Origin of the sequence: Polaribacter pacificus (assembly GCF_038024035.1) — a bacterium.
Taxonomy (GTDB): Bacteria; Bacteroidota; Bacteroidia; order Flavobacteriales; family Flavobacteriaceae; genus Polaribacter; species Polaribacter pacificus.
In genome coordinates this window covers 1,024,461-1,042,178 of the sequence record NZ_CP150664.1, presented here as the reverse complement: position 1 = coordinate 1,042,178, position 17,718 = coordinate 1,024,461, and the positions used below count along the sequence as shown (strand labels likewise).

At 36.7% G+C, this 17,718-nt stretch carries 14 protein-coding genes and 5 tRNA genes; all 19 read left to right on the top strand.

Translation table 11 applies throughout. From position 1 onward, the window contains the following. The first annotated feature begins 26 nt into the window (after window positions 1-26). Window positions 27-1,193 (top strand): acyl-CoA dehydrogenase family protein, encoded by a 1,167-nt coding sequence (locus WHC90_RS04725; RefSeq protein WP_188597341.1) that lies wholly within the window; start codon window positions 27-29, stop codon window positions 1,191-1,193. A gap of 1,240 nt (window positions 1,194-2,433) precedes the next feature. Then, the gene (rpsU, locus tag WHC90_RS04720) at window positions 2,434-2,631 is read left to right on the top strand and encodes a 30S ribosomal protein S21 (RefSeq protein WP_188597340.1); all 198 of its coding nucleotides are present in this window, start codon (window positions 2,434-2,436) and stop codon (window positions 2,629-2,631) included. 125 nt (window positions 2,632-2,756) lie between these two features. Then, window positions 2,757-3,647, top strand: a complete 891-nt coding sequence (locus WHC90_RS04715) for a tyrosine-type recombinase/integrase (RefSeq protein ID WP_188598560.1) — start codon at window positions 2,757-2,759, stop codon at window positions 3,645-3,647. Between the two features lie 3 nt (window positions 3,648-3,650). Beyond that, on the top strand, window positions 3,651-3,959 hold the full coding sequence (hpf, locus tag WHC90_RS04710) for a ribosome hibernation-promoting factor, HPF/YfiA family (protein WP_188597339.1): 309 nt from the start codon (window positions 3,651-3,653) through the stop codon (window positions 3,957-3,959). Window positions 3,960-4,056: 97 nt separating this feature from the next. Continuing rightward, window positions 4,057-4,130 (top strand) — tRNA-Thr (locus tag WHC90_RS04705). Window positions 4,131-4,176: 46 nt separating this feature from the next. After that, window positions 4,177-4,258, top strand: a tRNA-Tyr gene (locus tag WHC90_RS04700). A 52-nt stretch (window positions 4,259-4,310) separates the two neighbouring features. After that, window positions 4,311-4,383: transfer RNA gene (locus WHC90_RS04695), tRNA-Gly, on the top strand. An 89-nt stretch (window positions 4,384-4,472) separates the two neighbouring features. Further along, a tRNA-Thr gene (locus WHC90_RS04690) sits at window positions 4,473-4,545 on the top strand. 168 nt (window positions 4,546-4,713) lie between these two features. Beyond that, a complete protein-coding gene (gene tuf / locus WHC90_RS04685; protein ID WP_188597338.1) occupies window positions 4,714-5,898 on the top strand; it encodes an elongation factor Tu in 1,185 nt (394 codons plus the stop codon). 60 nt (window positions 5,899-5,958) lie between these two features. Continuing rightward, window positions 5,959-6,031: transfer RNA gene (locus WHC90_RS04680), tRNA-Trp, on the top strand. Window positions 6,032-6,046: 15 nt separating this feature from the next. Next, window positions 6,047-6,235 (top strand): preprotein translocase subunit SecE, encoded by a 189-nt coding sequence (gene secE, locus WHC90_RS04675; RefSeq protein ID WP_188597337.1) that lies wholly within the window; start codon window positions 6,047-6,049, stop codon window positions 6,233-6,235. A 2-nt stretch (window positions 6,236-6,237) separates the two neighbouring features. Further along, window positions 6,238-6,789, top strand: coding sequence for a transcription termination/antitermination protein NusG (gene nusG, locus WHC90_RS04670; protein WP_188597336.1), 552 nt, complete (start codon window positions 6,238-6,240; stop codon window positions 6,787-6,789). Window positions 6,790-6,859: 70 nt separating this feature from the next. Beyond that, a complete protein-coding gene (gene rplK / locus WHC90_RS04665) occupies window positions 6,860-7,297 on the top strand; it encodes a 50S ribosomal protein L11 (protein WP_188597335.1) in 438 nt (145 codons plus the stop codon). Window positions 7,298-7,316: 19 nt separating this feature from the next. Then, entirely contained in the window at window positions 7,317-8,006 is a 690-nt protein-coding gene (gene rplA / locus WHC90_RS04660) for a 50S ribosomal protein L1 (protein WP_188597334.1), read from the top strand. Between the two features lie 23 nt (window positions 8,007-8,029). After that, window positions 8,030-8,545, top strand: coding sequence for a 50S ribosomal protein L10 (gene rplJ, locus WHC90_RS04655; RefSeq protein ID WP_188597333.1), 516 nt, complete (start codon window positions 8,030-8,032; stop codon window positions 8,543-8,545). A gap of 49 nt (window positions 8,546-8,594) precedes the next feature. Then, the gene (gene rplL, locus WHC90_RS04650) at window positions 8,595-8,972 is read left to right on the top strand and encodes a 50S ribosomal protein L7/L12 (RefSeq protein ID WP_188597332.1); all 378 of its coding nucleotides are present in this window, start codon (window positions 8,595-8,597) and stop codon (window positions 8,970-8,972) included. Window positions 8,973-9,097: 125 nt separating this feature from the next. Further along, window positions 9,098-12,913: a DNA-directed RNA polymerase subunit beta gene (gene rpoB / locus WHC90_RS04645; RefSeq protein ID WP_188597331.1), complete on the top strand. Its 3,816-nt coding sequence runs from the start codon at window positions 9,098-9,100 to the stop codon at window positions 12,911-12,913. Window positions 12,914-13,013: 100 nt separating this feature from the next. Then, on the top strand, window positions 13,014-17,288 hold the full coding sequence (gene rpoC / locus WHC90_RS04640; protein WP_188597330.1) for a DNA-directed RNA polymerase subunit beta': 4,275 nt from the start codon (window positions 13,014-13,016) through the stop codon (window positions 17,286-17,288). Window positions 17,289-17,338: 50 nt separating this feature from the next. Further along, a complete protein-coding gene (locus WHC90_RS04635; RefSeq protein WP_188597329.1) occupies window positions 17,339-17,650 on the top strand; it encodes a DUF3467 domain-containing protein in 312 nt (103 codons plus the stop codon). Window positions 17,651-17,718 lie beyond the last annotated feature (68 nt).

Here is a 17,718-nt window from a genome sequence, read left to right as displayed (position 1 = left end):
AACAACTAAAAACGATACGGGATACGATGAACGATATGTACTTTACAGAAGAACACGATGCATTTAGGCAGAGCTTTAAAGATTTTTTACAGAAAGAAGTAAAGCCACACATAGAGAAATGGGAAGAAACAGGGACTATTGATCGATTTATTTGGAAGAAATTTGGTGAGATGGGTTATTTTGGTCTTAATACACCAGAAGCTTATGGTGGATTAAATTTAGATATATTTTACACCATTATATTTTTAGAAGAATTGCAAAAAATTGATTCAGGAGGTTTTGCTGCGGCAATGTGGGCTCATGCATATTTAGCAATGACACATGTGACCAAAGAAGGCGACGAGCGAATCAAATCAGAATATTTAACAGCTAGTGTAGAAGGAGATAAGATTGGTTGTCTGTGTATTTCTGAACCTTTTGGAGGGTCAGACGTTGCAGGAATGAGAACAACTGCGATTAAAAAAGGAGATACTTATGTTATTAATGGTTCTAAGACTTTTATTACCAATGGTATCTACTCTGATTATTTAGTCGTTGCAGCAAAGACCAATTTAGAAGATAAACACAAAGGGATGAGTATTTTTATTGTTGATAGAGATACCCCAGGAATTAGTGCTAGTAAGCTTAATAAATTAGGATGGAGAGCTTCTGATACCGCAGAGATTGCTTTTGACAATGTGGTGATCCCAGCAGAAAACTTGATGGGTGAAGAAGGAAAAGGGTTTCCATATATTATGCAACATTTTGCATTAGAGAGATTGATTATGGCTGTTAATGCACATGCCAGAGCAGAGTATGCTTTGGATTATGCAATACAATATATGAGTGAAAGACAGGCCTTTGGTAAGAACTTAAATGAGTTTCAAGCCTTGCGTCATAAAGTAGCAGAAATGGCTGCTGATGTAGAAATGCATAAAGAATTTAATTACTCTATTGCCAAGCGTTTAGACAAAGGCCAATATGTGGTTAAAGAAGCGAGTATGGCTAAAATGGTCTCGACTAAAATGGCAGACTCTGTAATCTATGATTGCTTGCAAATGCTAGGAGGTTATGGATATATGGAGGATTATCCAATGGCACGTTTGTTTAGAGATAGTCGTTTAGGCCCTATCGGTGGCGGCACCTCTGAAATCTTGAAAGAGATTGTTGCAAAAATGGTGATTGATAAGAAGGACTATAAACCAGCAACTTAATCTAGCCTTTTTTGCAAAAATGGTTTTTTCCATTTGCAAAAATGGTGATTGATAAGAAGGACTATAAACCAGCAACCTAATCTAACCTTTTTTGCAAAAATGGTTTTCCATTTGCAAAAATGGTGATTGATAAGAAGGACTATAAACCAGCAACCTAATCTAACCTTTTTTGCAAAAATGGTTTTTCCCATTTGCAAAAATGGTGATTGATAAGAAGGACTATAAACCAGCAACCTAATCTAGCCTTTTTTGCAAAAATGGTTTTTTCCATTTGCAAAAATGGTGATTGATAAGAAGGACTATAAACCAGCAACTTAATGATGGGTGATGGGTGTTCAGTGGTCAGTGATGGGTGTTCAGTGGTCAGTGATGGGTGTTCAGTTCTAGATTAAATCTCTTTTCTCTTCTCTCTGTTCTCTTTTCTTTTTGATTAGTGATGGGTGATGGGTGTTCAGTGGTCAGTGATGGGTGTTCAGTGGTCAGTGATGGGTGTTCAGTTCTAGATTAAATCTCTTTTCTCTTCTCTCTGTTCTCTTTTCTTTTTGATTAGTGATGGGTGATGGGTGTTCAGTGGTCAGTGATGGGTGTTCAGTTCTAGATTAAATCTCTTTTCTCTTCTCTCTTTTCTCTTCTCTTTTTGATTAGTGATTGGTGATTGGTGATTGGTGATTGGTGATTGGTGGTCAGTGATGGGTGATCAGTGATGGGTGATGGGTGTTCAGTGGTCAGTGATGGGTGTTCAGCTCTAGATTGAATCTCTTTTCTCTTCTCTCTGTTCTCTTTTCTTTTTGATTGGTGATTGGTGATTGGTGTTCAGTGATGGGTGGTCAGTGATTGGTGTTCAGTTCTAGATTAAATCTCTGTTCTCTGTTCTCTGTTCTCTTTTCTCTTTTCTTTTTGATTAGTGATTGGTGATTGGTGTTCAGTGATGGGTGGTCAGTGATTGGTGTTCAGTTCTAGATTAAATCTCTGTTCTCTTCTCTTTTCTCTTCTCTCTTTTCTTTATTGATAAGTGATTCTTTATAAACTGTACCTCTGAACCTCTGAACCTCTGAACCTCTGAGCCTCTGAGCCTCTGAACCTTTGTGCCTTTGTGCCTTTGTGCCTTTGTGCCTTTGTGCCTTTGAACCTTTAAAACGATCTTTTTTACAAAAAAAACACAGTTTTAAGTTTGTATTTAAAAAACCTTCGTATCTTTGCAGTCCATTTAAAAGAACGACATGAAAGGAGGTGCCAACATATGTTAATTATACCAGTTAAAGAAGGAGAAAATATCGATAGAGCTTTAAAGCGTTTCAAGAGAAAATTTGATCGTACCAAGACTATGCGAAACTTGAGAGAGAGAAAGCACTTTACAAAACCATCGGTTGCAAAAAGAGCTCAAAACATTAAAGCCTCTTACGTTCAGAAATTAAGAACACAAGAAGAAGTAGGTTAATTATTAAGCTACTTAACAAATACAGATCCCGCTAATTTATTAGCGGGATTTTTTTGTTTTTATTAACGTAGTCCTATTATTTATATCCGTAACTTTGAGTAAAGCAGTTTAACTAGCCTATAATGATGTTAATTGATTCTTTTTTGGAGTATCTCTTATTTGAAAAAAAATACTCAAAGCATACTGTTATTGCTTATAAAAATGATCTGCGAACTTTTAAAGAGTATTTAGAAATCACTTATGGAGGAGCTGATCTTATCGAGGTGAATTACGCACAGATTAGAAGCTGGATTGTTAGTTTGGTTGATGGAGGAGTTTCTAATAATTCTATTAACAGAAAGATTAGTTCTTTAAAATCATTTTATAAGTTTTTGCAAAAGACCTCTCAACTAACAGTAAGTCCTTTGTTAAAACACAAAGCTTTAAAGGTGGCTAAAAAAGTACAGGTGCCTTTTACCATGAAAGAGATTAATGAGGTGATAGAGGTTCTAAGTGCCGAGGATGATTTTAAAGGTTTGAGAAACCGACTGATCGTAGAGTTGTTTTATTCTACGGGTATTAGAAGAATTGAATTGGTTGATCTTGATCTGCGTTCTGTCGATGTAACTGCTAAGACGATTAAGGTTGTCGGAAAACGAAATAAAGAGCGGGTAGTGCCATTAATTCCTTCAGTCTTAGGTACTATAGATAAATACCTTGCTGAGCGCGCTAAAATTCCAAGCCAAGAGCGGCGGCTCTTTATAGGTGAAAAAGGAAATAAAATAAACGAAACACTTGTTTATAGAGTAATAAATCAGTATTTTAGTAATGTGTCTTCTAAGGTAAAAAAGAGTCCTCACATCCTTAGACATTCGTTTGCGACTCACCTGCTTAATGAAGGCGCTGATTTGAATTCTGTGAAAGAGTTATTAGGACATGCGAGTTTGGCTTCAACCCAAGTGTATACGCATAACAGTTTAGAATCGATAAAAAAAATGTATAACCAGGCTCATCCTAGGAGTCATAAAAATAAATGATATATGAAAGTATTTATTCAATCCGTTAATTTCAATGCAGATGCTGATTTGTTGAAGTTTGTAGAAAAAAAGGTAGAAGGTTTAACAAAGTTTCATGATAAGATTGTTGACGCTGAAGTATTTTTAAAAGTACAGAACACCAGTGATAAAGAAAATAAAATTTCGGAATTAAAAATAAACATTCCCGGTCATGAATTGGTTGTGAAAAAGGAAGCGAAGTCTTTTGAAGAAGGCGTTAGTTTGGGTGTTGATTCACTAAAAAGACAGCTAAGAAAAACAAAAGAGAAATCTAGAGACACCTTAACGCTTTAAAAATAAAAAAAATAGACAAAAAAAGTTTTGGAATAAAAAAAAACTTTATACATTTGCAGTCCGTTAGAAATAGCGGATTGTTTTTTTGTGCAAAAAAGCCGATGTAGCTCAGCTGGCTAGAGCAGCTGATTTGTAATCAGCAGGTCGGGGGTTCGAGTCCCTTCATCGGCTCAAAAAACAATAAGGGCTAGAAATAGCTTAGGTTCATTGAAACTATGGTGAGATACTCAAGTGGCCAACGAGGGCGGACTGTAAATCCGCTGCATTATGCTTCGAAGGTTCGAATCCTTCTCTCACCACATTAAAAATTGTTTTTCAGAATAGAAAGACAATCGATTTAAAATGGATAATGCGAAAGTAGCTCAGTTGGTAGAGCGTCAGCCTTCCAAGCTGAATGTCGCCGGTTCGAACCCGGTCTTTCGCTCAAAGGGTAGATGTATTGCTTAGTGAATAAAGTAAAAAATCTATCAGGGGCAAAGTAAAGGAATGCCGGTCCTTTGCTCAAAGTTTTAAGCCGGTGTAGCTCAGATGGTAGAGCGCATCCTTGGTAGGGATGAGGTCACGGGTTCAACTCCCGTCGCTGGCTCAAAAAGAAATTGGCTGTGCCAAGGGAAAGAGTTAATGAGTAAATAAGGAGTGACCTAGGTCACGCCTGCCTGCCGAAGGCAGGGGTTCAACTCTCGTCGCTGGCTCAATAAAAAAAGTATAAAATAAACACTAAATATATTTAACTAAGAATTAAAATTTAACAATCATGGCAAAAGGAACTTTCGATCGTTCAAAACCACACTTAAACATAGGTACTATTGGACACGTAGATCACGGTAAAACAACTTTAACAGCTGCTATTACAAAAGTATTAGCTGATGCAGGTTTTTCAGAAGCAAGATCATTTGATCAAATTGATAATGCTCCAGAAGAAAAAGAAAGAGGTATTACAATTAATACATCTCACGTAGAGTATCAAACTGCTAATCGTCACTACGCTCACGTTGACTGTCCAGGTCACGCGGATTACGTAAAGAACATGGTAACTGGTGCTGCTCAAATGGACGGTGCTATCTTGGTGGTTGCTGCGACTGATGGTCCAATGCCACAAACTAGAGAGCATATCTTATTAGGTCGTCAGGTAGGTATTCCTAGAATCGTTGTTTTCTTGAATAAAGTAGACATGGTTGATGATGAAGAATTATTAGAATTAGTAGACATGGAAGTAAGAGACTTATTGTCTTTCTATGAATATGATGGTGATAATGGACCTGTAATTTCTGGATCTGCTTTAGGAGCATTGAACGGAGAACAAAAATGGGTTGATACTGTATTAGAATTAATGGAAGCTTGTGACAATTGGATCGAAGAGCCAAAAAGAGAAGTAGACAAAGATTTCTTAATGCCAATTGAGGATGTATTCTCTATTACTGGTCGTGGAACTGTTGCAACAGGTCGTATCGAAACTGGAATCGCTAACACAGGAGATCCTGTAGAGATTATCGGTATGGGTGCTGGAAAATTAACTTCTACTATTACTGGTATTGAAATGTTCCGTCAAATCTTAGATAGAGGTGAGGCTGGAGATAATGCAGGTATCTTATTAAGAGGTATTGATAAAGAGCAAATCAAAAGAGGAATGGTAATCTGTAAGCCAGGTTCTGTAACTCCACACGATAAATTCAAAGCTGAGGTTTATATCCTTAAGAAAGAAGAGGGTGGTCGTCATACTCCATTCCATAACAACTATCGTCCACAGTTCTACGTTAGAACAACAGACGTTACTGGAACAATTACTTTGCCTTCAGGTGTTGAAATGGTAATGCCAGGAGACAACTTAACTATTACTGTTGAATTACACTCTACAATTGCAATGAACGTAGGTTTACGTTTCGCAATCCGTGAAGGTGGTAGAACAGTAGGAGCTGGTCAGGTAACAGAAATTCTATAGTTAGAATTTTAGTATAAATTTTCAAGGTGCTTCTCTATTTCGAGGAAGCACCTTGTCTTTACGGGCGTAGCTCAGTTGGTAGAGCACTGGTCTCCAAAACCAGGTGTCGGGAGTTCGAGTCTCTCCGCCCGTGCAAATAACTAATAATATGATAAAATATATCAAAGAATCGTTTGAAGAACTAAGCAATCATGTAACATGGTTGTCTAGAGAAGAAGCTCAAAAATCAACCGTAGTTGTAGCAGTTTTCACTGTATTGTTCGCAATAGCTGTGTTTGCTGTAGATTATGTTTTTCAATTAGGTTTAGATAACTTTTTTACCATGTTTAATAATTAATTATGGCTGATTCTGTAAAAAAATGGTACGTTGTTAGAGCAATCGGAGGTCAAGAAAATAAAGTGAAAGCTTATATTGAAACTGAGATTTCTAGATTAGGCTTGTCTGACTATGTTGATCAAGTGCTTGTACCTAAAGAAAAAGTTATACAAATTAGAAACGGGAAGAAACTCAACAAAGAAAGAGTATATTTTCCTGGTTATATTATGGTTGAAGCTAATTTGGCTGGAGAAGTACCTCACGTAATCAAATCGGTTACTGGAGTAATTGGCTTCTTAGGAGAAACTAAAGGAGGATCTCCGGTGCCTTTGCGTAAATCAGAAGTAAACAGAATGCTAGGTAAAGTTGATGAACTTTCTGTTCAGAATGAAAACGTAGCGATTCCTTACACTATTGGTGAAACTGTAAAAGTTGTAGACGGACCATTTAATGGATTCGACGGAACTGTAGAGAAGGTAAATGAAGAGAAGCGTAAATTAGAAGTAATGGTGAAAATCTTTGGACGTAAGACTCCATTAGAATTGAGCTATATGCAAGTAGAAAAAATTTCATAATTGTTACATAATAGGAATTGTTTTTTTAGTGAGCTTCCAAGAACTAAAAAACTAAACTAAAGTTTAAAAAATGGCAAAAGAGGTAAGTAAGGTTGTAAAATTACAAGTGCGAGGAGGATCTGCAAATCCTTCACCACCAGTTGGACCTGCTCTAGGTGCTGCCGGAGTAAACATCATGGAGTTCTGTAAGCAGTTTAATGCTAGAACTCAAGACAAACAAGGAAAAGTTTTACCAGTAGCAATTACTGTGTTTAAAGACAAATCTTTTGATTTTGTTGTGAAAACTCCACCAGCTGCAGTACAATTATTAGAAGCAGCAAAAATTAAAAAAGGTTCTGGAGAGCCTAACCGTAAGAAAGTTGCAAAAGTTTCTTGGGATCAAATTCGTGTAATTGCAGAAGACAAAATGGTAGACTTAAATGCCTTTACCGTTGAATCAGCAATGCGAATGGTTGCAGGAACTGCACGTTCAATGGGATTAACAGTAACAGGAGACGCTCCAGCTTAACTTTATAACATTTACAAAAATGGCAAAATTAACAAAAAAGCAAAAAGAAGCGAATGCTAAGTTAGACGCAACACATGTGTATGGCTTAAACGAAGCTTCTGCTTTAATAAAAGAAATTACCAATGTAAAGTTTGATGCATCAATTGATCTAGCGATACGTTTAGGAGTAGATCCTCGTAAAGCAAATCAAATGGTTCGTGGTGTAGTAACATTACCTCACGGAACAGGAAAAGATGTAAAAGTACTTGCATTAGTAACTCCAGACAAAGAAGCTGAAGCTACAGAAGCAGGAGCTGATTATGTTGGATTGGATGAGTACCTTCAAAAAATTAAAGGAGGTTGGACAGACGTTGATGTGATTATTACCATGCCAAGTGTGATGGGTAAATTAGGTCCTTTAGGTCGTGTTTTAGGACCAAGAGGTTTAATGCCTAACCCAAAAACAGGTACGGTAACAATGGATGTTGCAAAAGCTGTTGCAGATGTAAAAGCTGGTAAAATTGACTTTAAAGTTGATAAAACTGGTATTGTACACGCAGCGATTGGAAAAGCATCTTTTGACGCTGAAAAAATTGCAGAAAATGCAAATGAATTAATTCAAACAATTGTTAAACTAAAACCAACTACCGCAAAAGGTATATACATTAAGAGTGTATTTATGTCTAGTACTATGAGTCCTAGTATTGCAGTAGATGTTAAATCGGTTTAATACGCAGTTAAAACTTAGAAATTATGACTAGAGAAGAAAAATCACAAGTGATTCAAGATTTAACAGCGAAGTTAGCAGAGAATAACACCATCTATTTAGCAGACATCTCAGGTTTAGACGCAGTTGCGACTTCAAACCTACGTAGAGCCTGTTTTAAAGCAGATGTTAGACTAGCAGTTGTTAAAAATACCTTGCTTGCAAAAGCAATGGAAGCTTCTGATAAAGATTTTGGTGAGTTACCAAATGTTTTAAAAGGAAATACATCTATCATGATTGCTGAAGCATCTAATGCACCAGCAAAAGTGATCAAAGAATTCAGAAAAAAGTCTAAAAAGCCTGTATTAAAAGGTGCATTTATCGAAGAGGCTATCTACATTGGCGATGATCAATTAGATGCTCTGGTAAATATCAAGTCTAAAGAAGAATTACTTGGAGAGATTATTACCTTGTTACAATCGCCAGCTAAGAATGTTATTTCAGCATTGCAATCAGGTGGTAACAAATTATCAGGTATCTTAACTACCTTATCAGAAAAATAATTACGCGCACTAATAAACTAAATAAATAAAATTTTTAAAAACAATTAAAATGGCAGATTTAAAAGATTTCGCAGAGCAATTAGTTAACTTAACAGTAAAAGAAGTTAATGAGTTGGCTACTATTTTAAAAGACGAGTATGGTATCGAACCAGCAGCAGCAGCAGTAGTAGCTGGACCTGCAGCAGGTGGTGGTGCAGATGCTGGTGAAGAAGAAAAATCAGAATTTGATGTAATCTTAAAAGCAGCAGGTGGTTCTAAATTAGCAGTTGTAAAACTAGTTAAAGAATTAACTGGATTAGGATTGAAAGAAGCAAAAGCTATCGTTGATAGCGCGCCTGCACCAATTAAAGAAGGTGTATCTAAAGATGAGGCTGAAGGTCTTAAAGCATCTTTGGAAGAAGCAGGAGCTGAGGTTGAGCTTAAATAAGCTTTAAAAGCTTAAACAAACTTAGGTTTAGGTCTTTAGAACACGCGTTCTAAGACCTAAACCATTTTGTGTATATATTCGTTCTATATTAGAACATCGATTTTAATCAAAAAAAAATTTCTCTTTTGACAACGATAAACACTACTGAAAGAATAAACTTCGCGTCAGCAAAATTGGGAACTGATTATCCAGACTTTTTAGATATTCAGGTAAAATCTTTTCAAGATTTTTTCCAATTACAAACAAAGGCTGAAGAGCGTGGAGAAGAAGGTTTGTACAAAACTTTCATGGATAATTTCCCAATTACAGATACACGTAATAATTTTGTGCTTGAATTCTTAGACTACTTTGTAGACCCACCGAGATATAGCATTCAAGAATGTATCGAAAGAGGATTGACATATAGCGTACCGCTTAAAGCACGCCTTAAATTATTTTGTACAGATCCAGAACACGAAGATTTCGAAACGATCGTACAAGATGTGTATTTAGGAACGATTCCTTATATGACCAATTCTGGTACTTTTGTAATTAATGGAGCAGAACGCGTTGTCGTTTCTCAGTTACACAGATCTCCAGGGGTGTTCTTTGGACAATCATTCCACGCAAACGGAACCAAGTTATACTCTGCTAGAGTAATTCCTTTTAAAGGATCTTGGATAGAATTTGCAACAGATATCAATCAAGTAATGTATGCTTATATTGATAGAAAGAAAAAATTACCTGTAACTACTTTATTCAGAGCCATTGGTTTTGAAAGAGATAAAGACATCTTGGAAATTTTTGATTTAGCAGAAGAAATTAAAGTTTCTAAAGCTGGATTGAAAAAAGTACTAGGACGTAAATTGGCTGCTAGAGTTTTAAAAACGTGGCATGAAGATTTCGTTGATGAAGATACAGGAGAAGTTGTTTCAATAGAAAGAAATGAAATTATCTTTGATCGTGACACGATCATAGAAAAAGATTATATCGATGAGATTATTGAATCGGGTGTAAAAACAGTGTTGTTACACAAAGAAGATAATCAAATGGCAGATTATGCAATTATTCATAATACGCTACAAAAAGACCCTACAAACTCAGAAAAAGAGGCTGTAGAGCACATTTACCGTCAATTGCGTAACGCGGAGCCGCCAGATGAGGAAACTGCACGTGGTATTATTGACAAATTGTTCTTCTCTGAGCAACGTTACAATTTAGGTGAGGTTGGTCGTTTTAGAATGAATACCAAATTAGGTTTGGATATTGATATCGATCAAAAGGTATTGACCAAACTTGATATTATTACCATTATCAAATACTTGATCGAATTGATCAATTCTAAAGCAGAAGTAGATGATATTGATCACTTGTCTAACCGTCGTGTAAGAACCGTTGGTGAGCAATTAGCTGGTCAGTTTGGTGTAGGTTTAGCAAGAATGGCACGTACCATCCGTGAGCGAATGAATGTTCGTGACAACGAGGTATTTACCCCTATTGACTTGATCAACGCAAAAACATTATCTTCTGTAATTAACTCATTCTTCGGAACCAACCAGTTATCTCAATTTATGGATCAAACCAATCCATTAGCAGAGATTACGCATAAGCGTCGTTTATCGGCACTTGGACCAGGTGGTTTATCAAGAGAAAGAGCAGGATTTGAGGTTCGTGATGTTCACTATACACACTACGGACGTTTGTGTCCAATTGAAACACCAGAGGGACCAAACATTGGTTTGATTTCTTCGTTATCTGTGTTTGCAAAAGTTAACAACCTTGGATTTATAGAAACTCCATATGTAAAAGTTGTTGAAGGAAACGTAGATGCTAAGAAAGAGCACATTTATTTAAGTGCAGAGGAAGAAGAAGGAATGAAATTTGCGCAATCTAATATTGAGGTTGATGCAGATAGAAATATTGTTGGAGATAAAGTTATTTCACGTGAAGGTGGTGATTTTCCAGTAGTAACTCCAACTGAGATAGACTATATGGACGTTGCTCCAAATCAGATAGCTTCTATATCAGCTTCTTTAATTCCGTTCTTAGAGCATGATGATGCCAACCGTGCATTGATGGGATCAAACATGATGCGTCAAGCAGTACCTTTATTGCGTCCAGAGTCTCCAATTGTTGGAACAGGATTAGAGCGTAGAGTTGCAAAAGACTCTCGTATCTTAATCAACGCAGAAGGAACAGGTGTTGTTGAGTATGTAGATGCCAACAAAATTACCATTAAGTACGATAGAACCGATGAAGAGAGAATGGTTAGTTTTGATACTGATGAGGTTTCTTACAACTTAATTAAATTTAGAAAAACCAACCAAGGGACTTGTATTAACCTAAAACCGATTGTAAAAAGAGGTGATAGAGTAACAGAAGGACAAGTACTTTGTGAAGGATATGCAACTCAAAAAGGAGAGTTGGCTTTAGGTAGAAACATGAAAGTAGCCTTTATGCCTTGGAAAGGGTATAACTTTGAGGATGCGATTGTGATTTCTGAAAAAGTAGTTCGTGAAGATATCTTTACCTCTATCCACATTGATGAGTATTCATTAGATGTTAGAGACACCAAATTAGGAACAGAAGAATTGACTAACGATATTCCAAACGTTTCTGAAGAGGCTACAAAAGACTTAGACGAAAACGGAATGATCCGTATTGGTGCAGAAGTAAAACCTGGTGATATCTTAATCGGGAAAATTACACCAAAAGGAGAATCAGACCCTACACCTGAAGAAAAATTATTACGCGCAATCTTTGGTGACAAAGCAGGAGATGTAAAAGATGCATCTTTAAAAGCTTCGCCATCGTTAAGAGGAGTTGTGATTGATAAAAAATTATTTAGAAGAGCAGTAAAAGACAAATCAAAAAGAGCTAAAGATAAGGATGCTATTGCAGGCTTAGAAGCTTCTTTTGTTTCGAAATTTGCCGAATTGAAAGATCAATTGGTAGAGAAATTATTTGCTTTGGTAAGTGGAAAAACTTCTCAAGGAGTTTTCAATGATTTAGGAGAAGAAGTATTGCCTAAGGGTAAGAAATTCACCTTAAAAATGTTGAACTCTGTAGAAGACTATGCTCACTTAACTCAAGGTTCTTGGACCACTGATAAAGAATTGAATGATCTCGTTGGAGAATTGGTTCACAACTACAAGATTAAAGTAAATGACTTGCAAGGAAACTTGCGTCGTGAGAAGTTTACCATTTCTGTAGGAGATGAATTACCAGCAGGAATTTTAAAACTTGCCAAAATTTATGTTGCTAAAAAACGTAAGTTAAAAGTAGGGGATAAAATGGCTGGACGTCACGGTAACAAAGGTATTGTTGCACGTATCGTTAGAGCAGAAGACATGCCATTCTTAGAAGATGGAACACCTGTAGATATCGTATTGAACCCATTAGGGGTACCTTCTCGTATGAACATTGGTCAGATTTATGAAACAGTTCTTGGATGGGCTGGTCAAAAATTAGACACTAAATATGCAACACCAATTTTTGATGGAGCATCTTTAGATCAAATCAATGAATATACAGACAAGGCTGGTGTACCAAGATTTGGACACACCTACTTATATGATGGTGGTACCGGTAAGCGTTTTGACCAACCTGCAACAGTAGGGGTTATTTATATGATCAAACTAGGCCATATGATTGAAGATAAAATGCACGCGCGTTCTATCGGACCTTACTCATTGATTACGCAACAACCATTAGGAGGTAAAGCTCAATTTGGAGGTCAGCGTTTTGGAGAGATGGAAGTTTGGGCATTAGAGGCTTATGGTGCATCTAGTATCTTAAGAGAAATCTTAACAGTAAAATCGGATGACGTATTAGGAAGAGCTAAAACGTACGAGGCTATTGTTAAAGGTGACGAAATGCCAGAACCAGGATTGCCTGAATCATTTAATGTTTTGATGCACGAACTAAAAGGTTTGGGCTTAAACATTCAATTAGAAGAATAAAAACAGTGAGTTGTCATCGAGCTTTCGGGCTCGATGGCCTTCATGATCATTATAAGCCTCGTCGAGGTCATTTTTACAATTTAAATTCGAATCCATTACCATGGCAAGAAATAACGAGAAATACACTGTAAAAAAGTTTAATAAAATCTCAATCGGATTAGCATCTCCAGAATCTATTTTAGAAGCATCTAAAGGAGAGGTGTTAAAGCCAGAAACTATCAACTACCGTACACATAAACCAGAAAGAGATGGGTTGTTTTGTGAGCGTATCTTTGGTCCTGTAAAAGACTTTGAATGTGCGTGTGGTAAATATAAAAGAATTCGTTACAAGGGGATCGTTTGTGATCGATGTGGAGTAGAAGTAACAGAAAAGAAAGTACGTAGAGACAGAGTAGGACACATTAATTTGGTAGTTCCTGTTGCTCATATTTGGTACTTTAGATCTTTGCCTAATAAAATGGGGTACCTTTTAGGATTGCCTTCTAAAAAATTAGACATGATCATTTACTACGAAAGATACGTAGTAATACAACCAGGGATTGCTAAGAACGCCGAAGGTGAGCCATTGCAAAAAATGGACTTCTTAACAGAAGAAGAATACTTAGATATTTTAGAAACCATCCCTGCAGAAAATCAATATTTAGATGATTCAGATCCAAACAAATTCATCGCTAAGATGGGTGCAGAATGTTTGATTGATTTGTTGGCTAGAATTGATTTAGATGCTTTGTCTTATGAATTGAGACACAAAGCAAACACAGAAACCTCTAAACAACGTAAGACAGAAGCCTTAAAACGTTTAAATGTTGTAGAAGCGTTTAGAGATTCTAACAAAGAAAGAGACAATAAGCCAGAGTGGATGATAATGAAAGTAGTTCCGGTGATTCCACCAGAATTACGTCCATTAGTTCCTTTAGATGGAGGTCGTTTTGCAACTTCTGATTTAAATGACTTATACCGTAGAGTAATTATCAGAAACAATCGTTTAAAGCGATTGGTAGAGATCAAAGCTCCAGAAGTTATTTTGCGTAATGAAAAACGTATGTTACAAGAATCAGTAGATTCATTGTTTGATAACACACGTAAATCATCAGCAGTAAAAACAGAATCAAACAGACCATTAAAATCACTTTCTGATTCATTAAAAGGTAAGCAAGGACGTTTCCGTCAAAACTTACTTGGTAAACGTGTTGATTATTCTGCACGTTCTGTAATTGTTGTTGGACCAGAATTAAAGTTGTTCGAGTGTGGTATCCCTAAAGAGATGGCAGCCGAATTGTACAAGCCTTTTGTGATTCGTAAATTAATCGAAAGAGGAATTGTAAAAACTGTAAAATCTGCAAAGAAAATTATAGACAGAAAAGAGCCTGTAGTATGGGATATTTTAGAGAATGTTTTAAAAGGACATCCTGTATTATTAAACCGTGCTCCAACGCTTCACCGTTTGGGTATCCAAGCTTTCCAACCAAAATTAATTGAAGGAAAAGCGATTCAATTACACCCATTAGTGTGTACGGCATTTAACGCCGATTTTGATGGGGATCAAATGGCAGTACATTTACCATTAGGACCAGAGGCTATTTTAGAAGCACAATTATTAATGTTGGCTTCTCACAATATCTTGAATCCTGCCAATGGTGCTCCGGTAACCGTTCCTTCTCAGGATATGGTACTTGGATTGTACTATATGACCAAAGAAAGAGTTTCTACACCAGAAGTTCCGATTAAAGGAGAAGGTTTAACCTTTTACTCACCAGAAGAAGTAAACATTGCTTTTAACGAAGAAATGGTTGATCTGAATGCGGGTATTAAAGTAAGAACTTTTGATGTTGATGAAAACGGAGAACAGGTTCAGAGAATTATTAAAACAACAGTAGGTAGAGTATTATTTAATGAAGTAGTACCTGCTAAAGCTGGATATATTAACGACGTATTGACTAAAAAATCTTTACGTGGTATTATTGGTAATATCTTAAAGTCAACAGACATTCCTACTACAGGAGAGTTCTTGGATAATATCAAAAACATGGGATACAAATTTGCATTCCAAGGAGGTTTGTCATTTAGTTTAGGGGATATCATTATTCCAGAAGAAAAAACAAAAATGATTGCTGACGCCAATGAAGAAGTAGATGTGATCATCGCCAACTATAACATGGGGATGTTAACCAATAAAGAGCGTTACAACCAGGTAATTGATATTTGGGGATCTACAAACAACCGTTTGACAGAATTGTCTATGAAACGTTTGCGTGAAGACCAACAAGGATTTAACTCAGTATATATGATGTTAGATTCTGGAGCTCGTGGATCTAAAGAGCAGATCCGTCAGTTAACCGGTATGCGTGGATTGATGGCAAAACCTAAAAAATCGACAGCAGGTGGTGGAGAGATTATTGAAAACCCGATTCTATCGAACTTTAAGGAAGGATTATCAATTTTAGAATACTTTATCTCAACGCACGGTGCTCGTAAAGGTTTGGCCGATACAGCATTAAAAACAGCCGATGCAGGGTACTTAACTCGTCGTTTGGTAGATGTCTCTCAAGACGTTATTATCAACGAAGAAGATTGTGGTACTTTAAGAGGATTAGAAGTAATGCCATTGAAGAAAAATGATGAGATTGTAGAATCTTTATCAGAAAGAATCGAAGGGCGTGTTTCTTTACAAGATGTATATGACCCAATAACTGATGAATTATTAGCCTCTGCAGGACAGGAGATTTCTTCTAAAATTGCAGCAGCGATTGAAAAATCAGCTATTGATAGAGTTCAAGTACGTTCTGCTTTGACTTGTGAGTCTGATCGTGGAATTTGTGCTAAATGTTACGGACAGAGTTTATCAACTCGTAACAAGGTTCAAATTGGTGAGGCAGTAGGAGTTATTGCAGCACAGTCTATTGGAGAGCCAGGAACACAGTTAACCTTAAGAACGTTCCACGTTGGAGGGGTTGCTGGAAACATTTCTGAAGCCAATAAATTAACAGCTAATTTCTCTGGTAAAGTAGCCATTGAAGATTTGCGTACTGTAAAAGGTAAAGGAGCTAACGGAGAAGAAGTAGATATCGTTATTTCTAGAACTGCAGAGATTAAAATTATAGACAAGAAAACAGGAATCACCCTAAGTACTAATAATATTCCTTATGGATCTTTCGTATTTGATATGGATAGAACCACAATTAACAAAGGAGATGTTGTATGTCAATGGGATCCATTTAACGGTGTGATTGTTTCTGAATTTGCTGGTAAAGTTCGTTTTGATGACTTAGAGCAAGGAATCAACTTCCAAGTAGAGATTGATGAGCAAACAGGTTTCCAAGAAAAAGTAATTACTGATTCTAAGAACAAAAAGATGATTCCTTCGTTAATCATTGAAGACAAGGATGGAAACGCATTGCGTTCTTACAGTTTACCAGTTGGCGCTCACTTGATGATCGAAAACGGAGAAGCTGTTGAATCTGGAAAAACTTTGGTAAAAATTCCTCGTAAGTCTGGTAAAGCAGGTGATATTACAGGAGGTCTACCACGTGTAACAGAATTGTTTGAAGCGCGTAACCCATCTAACCCAGCTGTAGTAGCAGAGATTGATGGAGTAGTAACCTTTGGAAAAATAAAACGTGGTAACAGAGAGATCATCGTAGAGTCTAAGACTGGAGATGTTCGTAAATATTTGATCAAGTTATCTAACCAAATTTTGGTACAAGAAAATGACTTTATCAAAGCTGGAATGCCATTGTCTGACGGAGCGATAACGCCTATTGATATTCTTAAGATTCAAGGGCCGTCTGCGGTACAAGAATACTTGGTAAATGAAATTCAAGAGGTATACCGTTTACAAGGGGTAAAAATTAACGATAAGCACTTTGAGGTAGTTGTACGTCAAATGATGCGTAAAGTTAGAATTATTGATTCTGGAGATACTTTATTCTTAGAAAATCAATTGGTTCATAAGAACGAATTTATTCAAGAGAATGACGCTATCTACGGTATGAAAGTAGTAGAAGATGCTGGAGATTCTGAGAATCTTAAACCAGGTCAGATTATTAGCTCTCGTCAATTGAGAGATGAGAACTCTATCTTGCGTAGAACAGATAAGAACTTAGCAACTGCTAGAGATGCACAACCTGCAACTGCTGAGCAAGTATTGCAAGGTATTACAAGAGCTTCGCTACAGACTAAGTCATTTATTTCTGCTGCATCGTTCCAGGAAACAACCAAAGTATTGAACGAGGCTGCCGTTAACGGTAAAATCGATGAATTAGAAGGCTTGAAAGAGAATGTTATTGTTGGTAAGCGAATCCCTGCTGGTACAGGAATGCGCAAGTACGACAACATCATTGTTGGACCGAAAGAAGAAATAGAAGAAAATCTATAACAACCAAAAAGCCTACAATTTATTTGTAGGCTTTTTTTATACACATAAGTATGGAAGATCAAAAAGCACAAGACGGACAGATCAATATTGAGTTGGATGAGAGTGTGGCAGAAGGAACCTATTCTAATCTAGCCATCATTAACCATTCAGTATCTGAGTTTATTGTTGATTTTATCAACATTATGCCAGGGGTACCAAAAGCCAAAGTAAAATCAAGAATTATATTAACACCTCAGCACGCCAAGAGATTGGCTAAGGCCTTGTTAGATAATGTACAAAGATTTGAACAAGCGCATGGTGAAATCAAAGATTACGAGCAACCGCCGATTCCGATGAATTTTGGGCCGACCGGTGAAGCCTAGGGCCAAAAGGTAATTGGATGTTGCTCGAAATGTCGTGCTCTCCAACCGCCGATTCCGATGAATTTTGG

What these genes read in the sequence shown, in the direction of transcription:
- rplL (WP_188597332.1), top strand. Translation starts at nt 8,595, where the DNA reads ATGGCAGATTTAAAAGATTTCGCAGAGCAATTAGTTAACTTAACAGTA.
- tuf (WP_188597338.1), top strand. Translation starts at nt 4,714, where the DNA reads ATGGCAAAAGGAACTTTCGATCGTTCAAAACCACACTTAAACATAGGT.
- rpoC (WP_188597330.1), top strand. Translation starts at nt 13,014, where the DNA reads ATGGCAAGAAATAACGAGAAATACACTGTAAAAAAGTTTAATAAAATC.
- rplJ (WP_188597333.1), top strand. Translation starts at nt 8,030, where the DNA reads ATGACTAGAGAAGAAAAATCACAAGTGATTCAAGATTTAACAGCGAAG.
- rplK (WP_188597335.1), top strand. Translation starts at nt 6,860, where the DNA reads ATGGCAAAAGAGGTAAGTAAGGTTGTAAAATTACAAGTGCGAGGAGGA.
- hpf (WP_188597339.1), top strand. Translation starts at nt 3,651, where the DNA reads ATGAAAGTATTTATTCAATCCGTTAATTTCAATGCAGATGCTGATTTG.
- nusG (WP_188597336.1), top strand. Translation starts at nt 6,238, where the DNA reads ATGGCTGATTCTGTAAAAAAATGGTACGTTGTTAGAGCAATCGGAGGT.
- rpsU (WP_188597340.1), top strand. Translation starts at nt 2,434, where the DNA reads ATGTTAATTATACCAGTTAAAGAAGGAGAAAATATCGATAGAGCTTTA.
- secE (WP_188597337.1), top strand. Translation starts at nt 6,047, where the DNA reads ATGATAAAATATATCAAAGAATCGTTTGAAGAACTAAGCAATCATGTA.
- WHC90_RS04635 (WP_188597329.1), top strand. Translation starts at nt 17,339, where the DNA reads ATGGAAGATCAAAAAGCACAAGACGGACAGATCAATATTGAGTTGGAT.
- rplA (WP_188597334.1), top strand. Translation starts at nt 7,317, where the DNA reads ATGGCAAAATTAACAAAAAAGCAAAAAGAAGCGAATGCTAAGTTAGAC.
- WHC90_RS04725 (WP_188597341.1), top strand. Translation starts at nt 27, where the DNA reads ATGAACGATATGTACTTTACAGAAGAACACGATGCATTTAGGCAGAGC.
- WHC90_RS04715 (WP_188598560.1), top strand. Translation starts at nt 2,757, where the DNA reads ATGTTAATTGATTCTTTTTTGGAGTATCTCTTATTTGAAAAAAAATAC.